Origin of the sequence: Leucobacter weissii, assembly GCF_017565745.1 — a bacterium.
Classification (GTDB): Bacteria; Actinomycetota; Actinomycetes; order Actinomycetales; family Microbacteriaceae; genus Leucobacter; species Leucobacter weissii.
The window spans coordinates 94,998-109,218 of sequence record NZ_JAGDYM010000011.1 but is presented as its reverse complement, the minus strand read 5'-3'; the positions used below and the strand labels follow the sequence as shown (position 1 = coordinate 109,218).

Genomic DNA, 14,221 nt, shown 5'->3' with positions numbered 1-14,221 from the left:
CATCAATTCAGATCTCGGCTCAGATCTCGTCGACCGAGGAGGTCTCGAAGCGGGTCGAGGGGTTGATGCCGAGCTCCTCAGCGGTGCGGTGGGCCTCGTCATCGTTGTCGCGCAGGTTGACGGCCTGGCCGTCGGCGCCGAGCACCTCGACGTTCAGGCAGAGCGACTGCATCTCCTTCATCAGCACGCGGAACGACTCGGGCACGCCCGGCTCGGGGATGTTCTCGCCGCGCACGATCGCCTCGTACACCTTGACGCGTCCGAGGATGTCGTCCGACTTCACGGTGAGGAGCTCCTGCAGCGCATAGGCGGCGCCGTAGGCCTCGAGAGCCCACACCTCCATCTCGCCGAAGCGCTGACCGCCGAACTGCGCCTTGCCGCCCAGGGGCTGCTGCGTGATCATCGAGTAAGGGCCCGTCGAACGCGCGTGGATCTTGTCGTCCACGAGGTGGTGCAGCTTCAGGATGTACATGTAGCCGACCGACACCGGGTACGGGAACGGCTCGCCCGAGCGCCCGTCGAACAGCCGGGTCTTGCCGCTGGATCCCACCAGCCGCTCCCCGTCGCGCGTGGGCGTCGTGGAGTCGAGCAGACCCGCGATCTCCTCCTCGCTGGCGCCGTCGAACACCGGGGTCGCGACCTTCGTGTCGGGCGCGGCCTCGAGCGCGTGCTCGGGCAGCCTGGCGGCCCACTCGGGCGAGCCCTCGACCTTCCAGCCCTGCTTGGCGATCCAGCCCAGGTGCGTCTCGAGCACCTGACCGAAGTTCATCCGGCCCGGGATGCCGAGCGGGTTGAGGATCACGTCGACCGGGGTGCCGTCCGCCAGGAAGGGCATGTCCTCGACCGGCAGGATCTTGGAGATGACGCCCTTGTTGCCGTGCCGGCCGGCGAGCTTGTCGCCCTCGGTGATCTTGCGCTTCTGGGCGATGTAGACCACGACGCGCTGGTTGACGCCCGATCCGAGCTCGTCGTCGTTGTCGTTCTCCGCGTCGAAGACCTTCACCTCGATGATGGTGCCGGAGACGCCGTGCGGCACTTTCAGCGAGGTGTCGCGCACCTCGCGGCTCTTCTCGTTGAAGATGGCGCGCAGCAGGCGCTCCTCGGCGCTGAGCTCGGTCTCGCCCTTCGGCGTCACCTTGCCGACCAGGATGTCGCCCGGGTGGACCTCGGCGCCGATGCGGATGATGCCGCGCTCGTCGAGATCCTTCAGCGCCTCCATGCTGGCGTTGGGGAGATCGCGGGTGATCTCCTCCTTGCCGAGCTTGGTGTCGCGCGCATCGACGTCGTACTCCTCGATGTGGATCGACGAGAGCGTGTCGTCCTTCACCAGGTTCTGGCTCAGGATGATCGCGTCCTCGAAGTTGTGCCCCTCCCACGGCATGAACGCCACGAGCAGGTTCTTGCCGAGCGCGAGCTCGCCGTTCTCGGTGGCGGGGCCGTCGGCGATGACCTCGCCGGCCTCGATCCGCTCGCCCGCCTTCACGATCACGCGGTGGTTGTAGTTGGTGCCCTGGTTCGAGCGGTCGAACTTGCGCAGGAAGTAGCTCTGCGTCCCGCCCTCGTCGAGCTGCACGGTGACCACGTCCGCCGAGACCTCGGCGACCACACCGGGCTTCTCCGCCGTCACCACGTCGCCGGCGTCGACCGCCGCGTAGCCCTCCATGCCGGTGCCGACGAGCGGCGAATCGCTGCGCAGCAGCGGCACGGCCTGGCGCTGCATGTTCGCGCCCATGAGCGCGCGGTTCGCATCGTCGTGCTCGAGGAACGGGATCAGCGACGTCGCCACCGACACCATCTGGCGCGGGGAGACGTCCATGTACTGCACACGGCCGGCGTCGACCAGCTCGACCTCGGAGCCGCGGGGGCGGGCGAGCACCTGCTTCTCGGCGAAGGCGCCCTCCTGGGTCAGCGGCGCCCCGGCCTGCGCGATGAGGTACTCGTCCTCCTCGTGCGCGGTCAGGTAATCGACCTGCTCGGTCACCTTGCCGTCGACCACGCGACGGTACGGCGTCTCGATGAATCCGAAGGCGTTGATCCGGGCGAAGGTGGCGAGTGCGCCGATCAGGCCGATGTTCGGGCCTTCCGGCGTCTCGATCGGGCACATGCGGCCGTAGTGCGAGGGGTGCACGTCGCGCACCTCGACGCCGGCGCGATCCCGCGAGAGTCCGCCGGGGCCGAGCGCCGAGAGGCGTCGCTTGTTGGTCAGGCCCGCGAGCGGGTTGTTCTGGTCCATGAACTGCGACAGCTGCGAGGTGCCGAAGAACTCCTTGATCGCCGCCAGCACGGGGCGGGTGTTGATCAGGGTGTTCGGCGTGATCGCCTCAATGTCCTGCGTGGTCATGCGCTCGCGCACCACGCGCTCCATACGGCTGAGGCCGGTGCGCACCTGGTTCTGGATCAGCTCGCCCACCGCGCGGATGCGACGGTTGCCGAAGTGGTCGATGTCGTCGGTGTCGAGGCGCAGCTCGACGGGCTTGCCGTCCCGCACGCCGGGAAGCGTCTCGGTGCCGGCGTGCAGCCCCACCAGGTACTTGATCGTCGCGACGATGTCCTCGAGCGACAGCACCGAGTCGGTGATGGGCGCGTCGAGCCCGAGCTTGCGGTTGATCTTGTAGCGGCCGACCTTGGCGAGGTCGTAGCGCTTGGGGCTGAAGTAGCTGTTGTCGAGGAGCGCGCGGGCGGCCTCGATCGCCACCTGCTCGCCCGGGCGCTGCTTGCGGTAGATGTCCTTGAGCGCCTCCTCCTGCGACTCGATGCCGTCCTTCTCCAGGGTCAGGGCGATCGACTCGTAGCCGGCGAACTCCTCGAGGATCTCGGACGTCGTCATGCCGAGGGCCTTGAGGAAGATGGTGACCGACTGCTTGCGCTTGCGGTCGATGCGCACGCTCACCTGATCGCGCTTGTCGATCTCGAACTCGAGCCAGGCGCCGCGGCTCGGGATGACGCGTGCCGAGAAGACGTCCTTGTCGCTCGTCTTCTCCTGCGCCCGCTCGAAGTAGACGCCGGGGCTGCGCACCAGCTGGGAGACGATCACGCGCTCCGTGCCGTTGATGATGAACGTGCCCTTGTCCGTCATGATCGGGAAGTCGCCCATGTAGACGGTCTGGCTCTTCAGCACCTGCGTCTCGGTGTTGTAGAAGGCCGCCTCGACGTAGAGCGGGGCGGAGTAGGTCTTGCCGCGCTCCTTGCACTCGTCGATGCTGTACTTCTGCTCGTCGAGAATCGGATTCTCGAAGGAGAGCTGCATGGAGCCGGTGTTGTCCTCGATCGGCGAGATCTCGTCGAAGATCTCCTCGAGGCCGCTCTTGAGCGCGATGTCGTCGCGCCCCTCCTGCTGAGCCTCGACGACGCGCTCTTTCCACGCGTCGTTGCCGACGAGCCAGTCGAAGCTCTCGAGCTGCAGCGCCAGAAGGTTCGGCACCGACAGCGTGTCGGAAATCTTGGCGAACGAGAGCCGCTGGTGATCGCGGCCGTTCTTGGGTGAATTGGTGGATGCGTTGCGCGCAGCAGCCAAGGAAGTTACCTCCGTGGGCCCCGTCGGGCTGTGTGATCTGGTCGTTGCAGATACGCTTCAAACACGGATGGATCGCTCGGCACGGATGACCCGGTGACGAGGTTGACGGCCGACCGCAATATGAAGGCAGACAGGTGTTCGAGGCGCAAAGAACAACTGTAACCCATTTGTTACCGCATCGCAAGGGGTTCGTGCGTAGGATCAGCCCGAGGCGATTCCGCGCGATGCGATGCGTCGCCCTGAGCGACTCGGGGTCACTTCTTCTTCGTCTTGAACCAGGGGAAGAGCGAACCGACCACGAAGCCGATCGCCAGCAGCAGGATCAGCCAGACCCAGCCGGGCAGCGCGATCCGCGCCCCGAACAGGTTGAGCTCGGCGGTGGCCATGTTGGAGAACACGAACACCAGCGCGGCGACGGCGATGATGATCGCCAGGATGTTCTTCGCGGTGAAGAACGCGCCCTTCTCGGCTCCGGTCGTCGGATCGGACATGTGCTCCCCCTCGAGGTACGACCGCCCCATTCCCTGCGCGGTGCCTGCTCCGAGTGTAGCGAGCGGGGCGGCGTCGCGGGCGTAGGCTGGACCCATGAGCGAGACCATCGTCCCGGGCCGGGGTCCCGGCGCCGCGGCCCGGAACGCCGAGCCGTCGGCGTGAAGCTGCCGGAACCCGTGGTCCTGAGCACGGGCCTCGTCGCGGAGATCTCGGAGGATCGCTGGGTGCCGGGCGCGCTCGAGCTCACGGTCGACGGCACGCCGCAGTCGCATGTGAACCTGCGCGATCCGGGAGAGCTCTTCTTCGAGTACGTGCGACGGATCGGCCATGTGATCGACCTGTTCCGGACGCCCGGAGCCCCGATCTCGGCGCTGCACCTCGGCGGCGGCGCGTTCACCCTGCCCCGCTACGTCGAGGCCACGAGGCCGGGCAGCCGGCAGCAGGTGATCGAGCTGGAGCCCGCGCTCGTCGCACTCGTGCGCGAGGCGGCGCCCCTGCCGCGCCGGGCCAGCATCCGCGTCCGCCACGGCGACGCCCGCGAGGTGCTGGGCCGCCTGCCCGCGGGAATGCGCGGCGCGATGGATCTCGTGGTCGTCGACGTCTTCGCCGGATCCCGCACCCCCGCCCACGTGTCGAGCGTCGAGTTCTACGAGTCGATCCGGCCGCTACTCGCCGCCGACGGCGTGGTGGTCGTGAACGCGACCGACGGCGCGGGCCAGGCCTTCACCCGCGGCCAGGCGGCGACGCTCGCGTCGATCTTCCCGACGGTGGCGGCCATCGCGGAGCCGCAGGTGCTCAAGGGGCGCCGCTTCGGCAACGTGGTGCTCGTCGCCTCGGCTGAGGATCCCGACCTCCTCTGGCTGCCGAGGCTGCTTGCGGGCGGACCCCACCCGGCCAGGATGCTCGCGGGCCGGGAGCTCTCCGAATGGATGCGCGACGCGCGCCCGGTCGGCGACGCCGAGGCCGCGCCCAGTCCGGCGCCTCCGAGAGAGTTGTTCGACGGTGCCTGACGCGAGCGATCAGGCGTCACGGCGTGACGCGAGCCGCCAGAGGCCCGGTCGTGGCTGAGCTGTCGCGCGTGCGGATCTGGGCGGAGGCGCTCATCCGCCTCCACCTCGATCCGCGCTTCGGCGCCGGCGCCTGGTCATTCGATTTCGACCGCGCCCGGCGCCGGGCCGGACTCTGCAACTACACCGAGCGGCGGATCACCGTCTCCCGCCACCTCGCGGCCCGGTTCGACGACGACGAGATCCATCAGGTGCTGCTGCACGAGGTCGCGCACGCGCTCGCGGGCTCCGCCGCCGGGCACGGGCGCGACTGGAAGCGGATCGCCGCGGAGATCGGCTATGCGGGCGGGCGCACCCACGACGGCGAGATCGCCCACGAGCTCGCACCGTGGGTCGGCGTCTGTCCCGCCGGGCACGAGCACGTGCGCTTTCGGCGGCCCACCCGGCCGACCTCGTGCGGCACCTGCGCCCGCGGCTTCAGCCGCGCCCACCTCATCGCCTGGCAGAAGCGCTGAGCGCCGCCGCCCGCCGCCGCTCTCGCGAGGCGGGCCTCAGGGGCGCTGGGCCCCGCGCGCCTCGACGAACACTCCGTAGAGCGACGTCGTCGCGGTCAGATAGAGGCGATTGCGCTCCGGCCCTCCGAAGGCGAGGTTCGCGACGGCTTCGCCGACCCGGATCTTCCCCAGCAGCGTTCCGTCGGGATCGTAGCAGTGGACGCCGTCCCCCGCGCCCACCCAGAGTCGGCCCTCGGTGTCCAGGCGGACACCGTCGGGAATGCCCGGCGCCACCTCCGCCAGCACCGCGCCGCCGGACAGGTCCCCTCGAGCGCCCACCCCGAAGACCCTGAGGTGCCGGGGCCCCCGCGGATCGGGCAGGAAGCCCGAGTCCACGACGTAGAGCTGCGACTCGTCGGGAGAGAAGGCGAGGCCGTTGGGCTTCCAGAAGTCCGACGCCACGGCCCGGATCTCGCCGGCGCCCGGGTCGAGCCGGAACACGTTGCTGGCCGGCTGCTCCCGCTCGGCGCGACGTCCCACGAAGTCCGTGGAGATCCCGTAGTCCGGGTCGGTGAACCAGATCGAGCCGTCCGATCGGACCACGACATCGTTGGGAGAGTTCAGGCGCCGCCCCTCGAAGGCGTCGACGAGCACGGTGACCGATCCGTCTGGCTCGGTGCGCGTGACTCTCCGCGCGCCCTGCTCGCAGGTGATCAGCCGCCCCTGGCCGTCCCGCGTGTTGCCGTTGGCGTGGCCGCTGTCGGCGCGGAACAGCGATACCCCGCCGGACTCCTCGTCGTAGCGCAGCATCCGCCGGTTCGGGATGTCGCTGAAGATGAGGCTGCGCTGATCCGCGAAGTAGACGGGTCCTTCCGCCCAGCGGCATCCGACGTACAGGCGCTCGAGCCGGGCGACCGGGTCGATGCACTCGAGGAACCTCGGGTCCGCGGCCTCGAACACCGGCGTGCCGTCGTCGAGCGCCGACACCGAGTCCGCCCACGAGGCGGGGCCGGCCACCGTTCCGCTGCTGCCCACTGCTGCTCCTGACCTCTTCGTCCGGTTCATCCGCCGGAGTCCCTGCCGGCCGGCCCGTTCGGGCGCCGGCCGGACTCCGGGAGGATCACCCCTCCTGCTCGGCCGCCTCGGCGTCCATCTGCGCGAACACGGCGTTGGCGACCCGGAAGCTCTCGATCCCCGCGGGCACGCCGCAGTAGATCGCGGTCTGGAGGAAGACCTCCTTGATCTCGTCTCGCGTCACGCCGTTGCGCACGGCGCCGCGGACATGGGTCGCCAACTCGTGCGAACGGTTCAGCGCGCTCAGCATCGAGAGGTTGATGAGGCTGCGCGACGCGCGCTCCAGACCCGGACGGTTCCAGACGTCGCCCCAGCAGTACTGGGTGACGAGCTCCTGCATCTCCATGGAGAACTCGCTGGCCTGTGCCAGCGATGCGTCGACGTAGGCGTCTCCGAGCACCTCTCGGCGGGTCTTCATTCCGCGATCGAAGAGATCCTTGTTCATGAGTGTGTGTTCCTTCCGGTCAGCGCGCCAGGGAGACGCCGTTGAGTGTTTCTAGGTATTGGGCGATCTGCGATTGGTCGGCCGGAGATCCGCTCAGCGACGCGAGCGCATCGCGGGCCACCTGCACCGCGGCCTCGGAGACGGGTACGCGCACGCCCTGGCTCTCGGCGAGGCCGAGCGCGGTGAGGACGTCCTTGACCGTCAGCTCGAGCGAGAAGCCGACGTTCCAGCCGCGATCGAGCACCTGGGGGGCCAGCTTCACCTGCGTCGCGTGGTTCCGGCCCGTGGACTGGTTGATCACGTCGAGCATGACCCCCGGCTCGAGTCCGAACTTCCGGCCCACCTGAAGCACCTCGACGGCGCCCACGATGCCGATCACGGAGAGCAGGTTGTTGAGCGCCTTCAGCGCGTGGGCGGAACCGGCCGGGCCGGTCCGCGTGATGCTCGTCCCGAGCGCCTCGAGCACTGAGCGCACCCGCTCCCACGTCGCGTCGTCGCCGGCTCCGCCGACCATGATCGCGAGCTCGCCGCTCGCCGCCCTGACCGGGCCGCCGGACACGGGTGCGTCGACCAGCGCCACGCCGCGTCCGGCCAGCATCGCGGCGAGCGCGGTCGTGGAGTCGGGATGCGAGGAGCTCATGTCGAGCACGACGGTCGACGGGTCGATCGCGGAGGCGAGGGCGCCGGGCTCCTCCGCGGAGCCGAGCACGGCTTCGACGACACCGCTGTTCGGCAGCATCAGCAGCAGCACGTCGATCCCGTCGGGCGGCGCGGGCTCGCTCCAGGCGCGCGCCCCGGTGGCCGCGACGATCCTGGCGACCGCGTCGGGGTTGGCGTCGGTCACCCAGACGGCGTGCCCCGCCTCGGTCAGCCGCGTCACCATCGGAGACCCCATGGTGCCCAGCCCGATGAACTGGATCCTCGCCATCAGTAGACCACCGCCACCGACTTGAGATGACTGTAGTGGTTGATCGCCTCGATGCCTTTCTCGCGACCGTACCCGCTGTCCTTGTGGCCGCCGAACGACATCTGCACGGCACCGGTCGACCAGCTGTTCACGAAGACCTGACCGGCCTCGATCCGATCGGCCATGCGCAGCGCGCGCCCGATGTCCCGCGTGAAGACGCCGGAGATCAGCCCGAAATCCGAGTCGTTCGCCAGCCGGACGGCCTCCGCCTCGTCGTCGAACGGGATCGCGACCAGGACCGGGCCGAAGATCTCCTCCTGCGCGATGCGCATGTCGTTCGTGCCCGCGTAGACGGTCGGTTTCACGAAGAAGCCCCCGTCGAGGCTCGGATCGTCGGCGACGGCGCCGCCGACGTGCGCGACCGCGCCCTCCGCCTCGGCGACGGAGAAGTACTCCTGCACCTGCTCGTACTGGTTCCGCGTGATCATCGGGCCGACGTCGACGCCCGGCCGCAGCCGCGCGGTGGCCGCGGCCACGCGGGCCACGAACTCGTCGTAGATCTCGCGCTGCACGAGCAGGCGGGTGCCCGCCGAGCAGACCTGGCCCGCATTGTTCGTGAACGCGCGCACGGCCTCGCTCGCCGCGAACTCGAGGTCGGCGTCGGCGAACACGATGTTCGCCGACTTGCCGCCCAGCTCGAGCGTGAGCGGGATGATCCGCTCCGCCGCGATCCGACCGATCTGGCGCCCGACCCCCACCGATCCGGTGAAGGCGACCTTGCGCACGCTCGGGTGCTCGACGATCGCGGTGCCGACGACGGAGCCGGAGCCGAGCACGATGTTGAGCACGCCGTCGGGCAGGCCGGCCTCGCTGCAGAGACGGGCGAGCAGGACGGTCGACTGGGACGAGGTCTCGGCCGGCTTCACCACGATGGTGTTGCCCGCCACGAGGGCGGGCGCGATGGCTCGGGCTCCCTGGTTCAGCGGCAGGTTCCAGGGCGTGATGATGCCGACCACGCCGAAGGGCTCGCGCCGCGTGAAGACGTGCTGATCCGGCTGCACGTCGATGACGTCGCCCACCGGGAGGTTCACGAGGGTGGCGTAGAACTCGAAGTAGGCGGCCGAGTTCTCGATCTCGGCGAGCGCCGTGAAGCGGGGCTTCCCGGTGTCGACGATCTCGATGTCGGCGATCTCGTCGGCGCGATCGCGCAGCAGCTGGGCGACGCGCAGCAGGATGCGGCCGCGCTCGGCCGATCCGAAGCGGCGCCAGCCGGGGTAGGCGCGGGCGGCGGCCTCGGCGGCGGCCCGCACGTCGTCGGCGTCGCCCGTGGCGATGTCGACGGTCGGCGTGCCATCGGAGGGATTGGTGCCCGGACGGTAGCCGCCCGAGGACGGCGCGACCGACGCGCCGTCGATCCAGTGGTCGAGTTTCTGCAGATCCGTCATGTTCAGCCGGCCCCTCCGTTGACGATGAGCGCCTGGCCCGTCAGATACGACGAGTCCTCCGACGCGAGGAATGCGATCGCCGAGGCGATCTCGTCCGGTGAGCCCTGACGGCGCAGCGGGACGTTGGCGGCGACGTCGGCGGCGACCGCGGCCTGACCGCCCAGGAACTCGATCACCGGATCGTTGAACGCCGTGTCGACCCACCCCGGCGCGATCGCGTTCGCGCGGATGCCGGCCGGGCCGACCTCCTTCGCGAGCACCTTGGTGAACGCCACGATCGCCCCCTTCGACGCCGAGTAGCCCGACAGGCTCGGGGGTCCGCCGTGGGTGCCGGCGATCGAGGCGGTGTTCACGATCGCGCCGCCGCCCGCCGCCTTGAGATGCGGGACGCCGTACTTCGCGAAGAGGAAGCAGGAGCCGGCGTTGATCCGCATGGTCGCGTTCCAGTCTTCGATCGAGAACTCCTCGACGACGCCGCTGCGCTGGATGCCGGCGTTGTTCAGGATCACGTCGAGCCCGCCCAGCTCCGCGACGGCGTCCGCGACCGCGCGCTCGACCGACTGCGGATCGCCCACGTCCGCGACGGCGAAGCCGACGACCGGGGCGCCCAGGCTCCGCGCCCGCTCGGCGGTCCCGGCGACCCTGGGGTCGATGTCCACCAGGAAGAGCGCGGCGCCCTCGCGGGCGAACAGCTCGGCGGTCGCGAGGCCGATGTTGGCGACGCAGCCGGTCAGCAGCACCCGCTTGCCCGCGAAACGCCCGCCGCTCATCGGGCGGCCTCCTCGAAGCGGGCGGCCGCGGCCTCGGCGATGTCCAGATCCTCGTCGGCCGAACCGCCCGAGACGCCGACCGCGCCGATGACGCGGCCGTCGCGGAGCAGCGGGATGCCGCCCGGGATGGTCGAGACGACGCCGGATCCCAGCGCCTCGAGACCGTAGAAGGGCCCGCCGGAGTGCGTGAACTGCTGGGTCACATGGGTCGGCGCCGAGAGGGACGCCGCGGTGAAGGCCTTGGCGGTGGCCACCTTCGCGGTGAAGATCGGCGCACCGGGCTGGCGCGCGAAGGCCACCTGCTCGCGCGTGCGGTCGACGACCGCGACGCTGACCGGGATCTTCAGCTCCTCCGCTCGGGCCAGTGCGGCCTCGACGAGCGGCTGGGCCTCGGCGTATTCGATGTCTGCCATGGGAATCAGTCCTCCTTCTGCTGTTCTGGGACGAGTGCGGCCTCGGGGGCACTCTCCTGCTCCGCGCCGTCGCGCAGGCGCGTGCGGCGACGGCTCCCCGGTTCGCGCGCGATCGCGAGGACGAGCACGATCAGGGCGCCCTGGATCATGTACTGGTATCCGGGCGAGAGCCGCGTGATGTTGCCGAGCGTCGTCAGCAGCGTCAGCAGCACCGCGGCCGCCCAGAGGCCGGGCAGCACGCCGCGGCCCCCGGCGATCAGCGACCCGCCGAGCACCACGACCGCGATGGTCGCGAGCTGGTAGGGCGCGCCGAGACCGAGCGACGGGCCGCCGCTGTAGGCGGCGAGCAGCACCCCGGCGAGGCCGGCGGTCGCGCCGGAGATCACGAAGGCCGAGCCGCGGACGAGCGCGGGGCGCGCGCCGGAGAGCCCGGCTGCGACGGGCTTCTGTCCGACGGCCTCCACCTTCCGGCCGTAGGAGGTGCGCTTGAGGATGATGCTGAAGACGATGACGATGACGATGCCGACGATCCCGAGGACGGGCACGGGGCCGATCTGCGCGGTGGTGAAGTGCGCGAGACCGGGGCTCGCCACGCCGACCACCGCGCCCGAGTAGATCTGGGCGATCGTCTGGATGGCGAAGCCGACGGCGAGCGTGCCGACCAGCGGCGGCATCCCCACGACCTCGATGAGCACCGCGGAGACCGTTCCGGCGACCGCGCCGACGAGCACCCCGACGATGATCCCGGGCACGATGTTCTCGTCGCGGCCGGCCATGATCGTGCAGCCGAGATAGGCGCTCAGCGTCATGATGTACGACACGGAGAGGTCGATGCCCCCGTTGCCGACGGTGATGACGAAGAGCTGACCGATTCCGGCGATCACCAGGAAGGTGGCGATGATCACCCCGGCGTTGAGGGTGTCCCAGAGGCCCCGGCCGGCGATCACGCCGATCGCCAGCCAGATCAGCAGGAGGCCGACGAAGGCGGGCGTGGACGGTCGCTGGAAGACTCCCGCGATCCACTGCCCGGCGCCGGGCCGACGAATGCTCTCGCTCACAATGCACCTCGATCCCTGCGGATCCAACTAGACATGGCTCGCAGCACCAGCACGAGCACGAGGACGAGGCCCTGGGCCGCGGCCTGGAAGCTCGAGGGGACTCCGAGGAACTGCAGCAGCGAGCCGATCAGGCCGATGACCAGTGCGCCGGCGACCGCTCCGACGACGGAGACCTTGCCGCCGGCGAAGCTGCCTCCGCCGACGATGACGCCGGCGATGCTGAGCAGCACGTAGCTCTGCGCGATGTTCGCGTCGCCGCCGCCGGCCTGGCCGCTCAGGAAGAGGCCGGAGAGCACTCCGAACAGGCCCGCGAGCGCATACAGGCCGAGCTTGGCGCGGAGCACCGACCACCCGGCCCGCCGGATGCCCTCCGGGTTCGACCCGGCACCGCGCAGCACGGCGCCGTACTTGCTGCGCTCGAGGAACCAGGCGACGACAACAGTCGTGACCGCCATGACGACGATGGCCATCGGGATGACGCCGGGGTTGAAGCGGACCATCGAGACGATCCACGCCGGGACCTGCCCGCCCGGCGTGGGCAGCAGGACGATGCCGATGCCGAGCCAGACGAACGACATGCCCAGCGTGACCACGATCGACGGGAGCCGGCGCAGGTGGATCAGCGCCCCCATCCCCGCGTATGCGAGTACGAGGACGGGCAGCAGGACGATGCCGAGCACGGGATTGGCCGGCAGCACGACGGCGAACACCACGTTGACCAGGCCGATGTAGGACCCGATGCCGAGGTCGATGTCGCCGCCCGCGATGATGAACATCTGCGCGAGCACCGCGAAGACGAGGGGCAGCAGGGGGGTCAGCACGAGCGAGAGACCCGTGAACGACGCGACCGCGGGACGCAGCGCGACGAGGAGCGCGAACACGATGATCGCGGCGACGGCCGGGAGGAACCAGGCCGCACGCGTCTGCTGGAGCAGTGCGATCCCGCCGCTCCGGCGCGCGACGGTGTCGTCGGGGAACGAGGTCATATCTCCTCCTTCGAAGAGTCCTGGGTCTGGGCCGTGCGGGTGCGCTGGCCGAACGAGAGCGCGATGACGGCGTCCTCGGTGGCCTCTTCGCCGGTGAGCGTGCCGACCACCCGCCCGACCTGGAAGACGAGGACCCGGTCGCAGTTGCGGAGCTCCTCGTTCTCGGTCGAGTACCAGACGATGGTCTGCCCCTTGTCCGCCTGCTCGCGGAGGATCCCGTAGAAGTCGCCCTTGGTGGCCTGGTCGACGCCGCGGGTCGGATCCTCGAGCAGCAGCAGGCTGGAGTGGACCGCCATGGCGCGCGCCATCAGCGCCTTCTGCTGGGTGCCGCCGGAGAGGCTCGTGATGAGGTCGGAGGGCGCTCCTTTGATGCCCAGCCTGCGGTACCACTCGTCGATGAGCTCGCGCTCCCTGGCCTTGGAGATCAGGCCGCCTCGCGTGACGGGCCGCTTCAGGCTGGAGAAGCTGAGATTCTTGGCGACGTCCCAGATGGGGAAGATGCCGCGCACGCCCCGGTCGCCGCTGACGTAGGCGGCGTCGCCGACGACGGAGACTCCGAGGTGCTCGGTCCGCCGGTCGCGGCCCCGCTTGCCCGGCCGGCGCGCGGCCGCGCGGTGGACGGCCTCGAGCGCCTCCAGTTGACCGTGCCCCTCGAGGCCCGCGAAGCCGATGATCTCACCGGGTCTGATCTCGAAGCGCTCCTCGGCGCCGTCCTCGCCCTGCTGCACCAGCTCGACCACCGATCCGCTGTCGGAGGCCTCGGCGTTCGCGACGGCGACGGCGCGGGTGAGCGAGGGCCCCTCCCCCGCCTCCGGCGCCCGATGGGCCTCCTCGTGCTCGGCGAGCCCCATGGCCGCGACGAGCGACTCCTTGCTCGAAGTCGCCGCGACGTGCTCGCCCAGCACGCGGCCGTCGCGCATCACGTAGATGCGGTCGAGGTTCTCGATCATCTCGTTCAGGCGGTGCGTCGTCACGATCGCGGAGAGGCCCCCCGCGGCGCGGCGCTTGAGATAGGCGTAGAAGCTCTCGGTCGCCGTGCCGTCGAGCGACGAGGTCGGCTCGTCGAGGATCACGAGACTCGCGGGCCGCCCCGCGTCGACCATCGTCATCGCGCACTCGATCATCTGCCGTCTGGCGAAGGAGAGATCCGAGATCACGTGACCGGGTCGGATGCCGTGCGCGGGGAACATCTCGTCCAGCACGGCCTTCAGGCTCTTCCAGGCGTCGCTCCGCCACCGCCGGCCGCGCGCGGAGGGGTCGAAGACCGCAGCCGTCTCGTCGACGCGGAGACTCGGCGCGAGCGCGAGTTCCTGGTAGACGGTGCGCACCCCGAGATGCTCGGGGTGCGCCACCGCCTCGGTGGCCGAGCGCCGCACACCGCTGATCGTCACGCTGCCGACATCGCCGGGAACGGAGCCGTTGACCACCTTGAGCACGGTGCTCTTGCCCGCGCCGTTGTGGCCGGCGATGCCGATGAGTTCGCCGCGCGCGACGTGGAACGAGGCGCTCCGCACCGCTCGTGTCGAGCCGAAGCTCTTCGAGACGTCTTCGACCACGAGGGTCGGCGCGTCTCCGTGATGCTCAGTCATAGTGGCGTTCAGCCTTCCGTTGGGAGT

The 14,221-nt window shown here is 70.0% G+C and carries 13 protein-coding genes; 2 read left to right on the top strand and 11 right to left on the bottom strand.

The annotated features are described in order from the left end of the window. Positions 1–19: 19 nt before the first annotated feature. Positions 20–3,514 carry a DNA-directed RNA polymerase subunit beta gene (rpoB, locus tag J4H92_RS10320; protein WP_208098107.1) on the bottom strand — a complete coding sequence of 1,165 codons (3,495 nt, stop codon included), beginning with the start codon at positions 3,512–3,514 and terminating at the stop codon, positions 20–22. Positions 3,515–3,768: 254 nt separating this feature from the next. Next, a complete protein-coding gene (locus J4H92_RS10315; RefSeq protein WP_208098106.1) occupies positions 3,769–4,101 on the bottom strand; it encodes a LapA family protein in 333 nt (110 codons plus the stop codon). Positions 4,102–4,164: 63 nt separating this feature from the next. Between J4H92_RS10315 and J4H92_RS10310 the strand changes: the two genes are divergently transcribed. Both J4H92_RS10310 and J4H92_RS10305 read left to right on the top strand, forming a co-directional pair. Further along, positions 4,165–5,016: a fused MFS/spermidine synthase gene (locus J4H92_RS10310; RefSeq protein WP_208098105.1), complete on the top strand. Its 852-nt coding sequence runs from the start codon at positions 4,165–4,167 to the stop codon at positions 5,014–5,016. Between the two features lie 50 nt (positions 5,017–5,066). Continuing rightward, a complete protein-coding gene (locus tag J4H92_RS10305; protein WP_208098104.1) occupies positions 5,067–5,528 on the top strand; it encodes a SprT-like domain-containing protein in 462 nt (153 codons plus the stop codon). A gap of 36 nt (positions 5,529–5,564) precedes the next feature. On the opposite strand, the gene J4H92_RS10300 is transcribed toward J4H92_RS10305, so the two are convergent. From J4H92_RS10300 to J4H92_RS10260, 9 genes are all read right to left on the bottom strand, one after another. Then, positions 5,565–6,542 (bottom strand): SMP-30/gluconolactonase/LRE family protein, encoded by a 978-nt coding sequence (locus J4H92_RS10300; protein ID WP_208098103.1) that lies wholly within the window; start codon positions 6,540–6,542, stop codon positions 5,565–5,567. An 85-nt stretch (positions 6,543–6,627) separates the two neighbouring features. Continuing rightward, complete coding sequence (gene pcaC, locus J4H92_RS10295) at positions 6,628–7,026, bottom strand: 4-carboxymuconolactone decarboxylase (protein ID WP_208098102.1); 399 nt, start codon at positions 7,024–7,026, stop codon at positions 6,628–6,630. A gap of 19 nt (positions 7,027–7,045) precedes the next feature. Then, positions 7,046–7,954, bottom strand: coding sequence for an NAD(P)-dependent oxidoreductase (locus tag J4H92_RS10290; protein ID WP_208098101.1), 909 nt, complete (start codon positions 7,952–7,954; stop codon positions 7,046–7,048). Beyond that, positions 7,954–9,378 (bottom strand): aldehyde dehydrogenase family protein, encoded by a 1,425-nt coding sequence (locus J4H92_RS10285; RefSeq protein ID WP_208098100.1) that lies wholly within the window; start codon positions 9,376–9,378, stop codon positions 7,954–7,956. The genes J4H92_RS10290 and J4H92_RS10285 overlap by 1 nt, the downstream gene beginning before the upstream one ends. A gap of 2 nt (positions 9,379–9,380) precedes the next feature. Next, a complete protein-coding gene (locus J4H92_RS10280; RefSeq protein WP_208098099.1) occupies positions 9,381–10,148 on the bottom strand; it encodes an SDR family NAD(P)-dependent oxidoreductase in 768 nt (255 codons plus the stop codon). After that, the gene (locus J4H92_RS10275) at positions 10,145–10,561 is read right to left on the bottom strand and encodes a GlcG/HbpS family heme-binding protein (protein ID WP_208098098.1); all 417 of its coding nucleotides are present in this window, start codon (positions 10,559–10,561) and stop codon (positions 10,145–10,147) included. Before J4H92_RS10275 ends, J4H92_RS10280 begins: the two co-directional genes overlap by 4 nt. Positions 10,562–10,566: 5 nt before the next feature. Then, positions 10,567–11,619 (bottom strand): ABC transporter permease subunit, encoded by a 1,053-nt coding sequence (locus tag J4H92_RS10270; protein ID WP_208098097.1) that lies wholly within the window; start codon positions 11,617–11,619, stop codon positions 10,567–10,569. After that, entirely contained in the window at positions 11,616–12,605 is a 990-nt protein-coding gene (locus J4H92_RS10265) for an ABC transporter permease (protein WP_208098096.1), read from the bottom strand. The genes J4H92_RS10270 and J4H92_RS10265 overlap by 4 nt, the downstream gene beginning before the upstream one ends. Continuing rightward, positions 12,602–14,194, bottom strand: coding sequence for an ATP-binding cassette domain-containing protein (locus J4H92_RS10260; RefSeq protein WP_208098095.1), 1,593 nt, complete (start codon positions 14,192–14,194; stop codon positions 12,602–12,604). Before J4H92_RS10260 ends, J4H92_RS10265 begins: the two co-directional genes overlap by 4 nt. Positions 14,195–14,221: the final 27 nt, after the last annotated feature.

Coding starts and splice junctions, on each gene's coding strand:
- J4H92_RS10315 (WP_208098106.1), bottom strand. CDS start 4,101: ATGGGTCCAGCCTACGCCCGCGACGCCGCCCCGCTCGCTACACTCGGA.
- pcaC (WP_208098102.1), bottom strand. CDS start 7,026: ATGAACAAGGATCTCTTCGATCGCGGAATGAAGACCCGCCGAGAGGTG.
- J4H92_RS10290 (WP_208098101.1), bottom strand. CDS start 7,954: ATGGCGAGGATCCAGTTCATCGGGCTGGGCACCATGGGGTCTCCGATG.
- J4H92_RS10285 (WP_208098100.1), bottom strand. CDS start 9,378: ATGACGGATCTGCAGAAACTCGACCACTGGATCGACGGCGCGTCGGTC.
- J4H92_RS10280 (WP_208098099.1), bottom strand. CDS start 10,148: ATGAGCGGCGGGCGTTTCGCGGGCAAGCGGGTGCTGCTGACCGGCTGC.
- J4H92_RS10275 (WP_208098098.1), bottom strand. CDS start 10,561: ATGGCAGACATCGAATACGCCGAGGCCCAGCCGCTCGTCGAGGCCGCA.
- J4H92_RS10265 (WP_208098096.1), bottom strand. CDS start 12,605: ATGACCTCGTTCCCCGACGACACCGTCGCGCGCCGGAGCGGCGGGATC.
- J4H92_RS10260 (WP_208098095.1), bottom strand. CDS start 14,194: ATGACTGAGCATCACGGAGACGCGCCGACCCTCGTGGTCGAAGACGTC.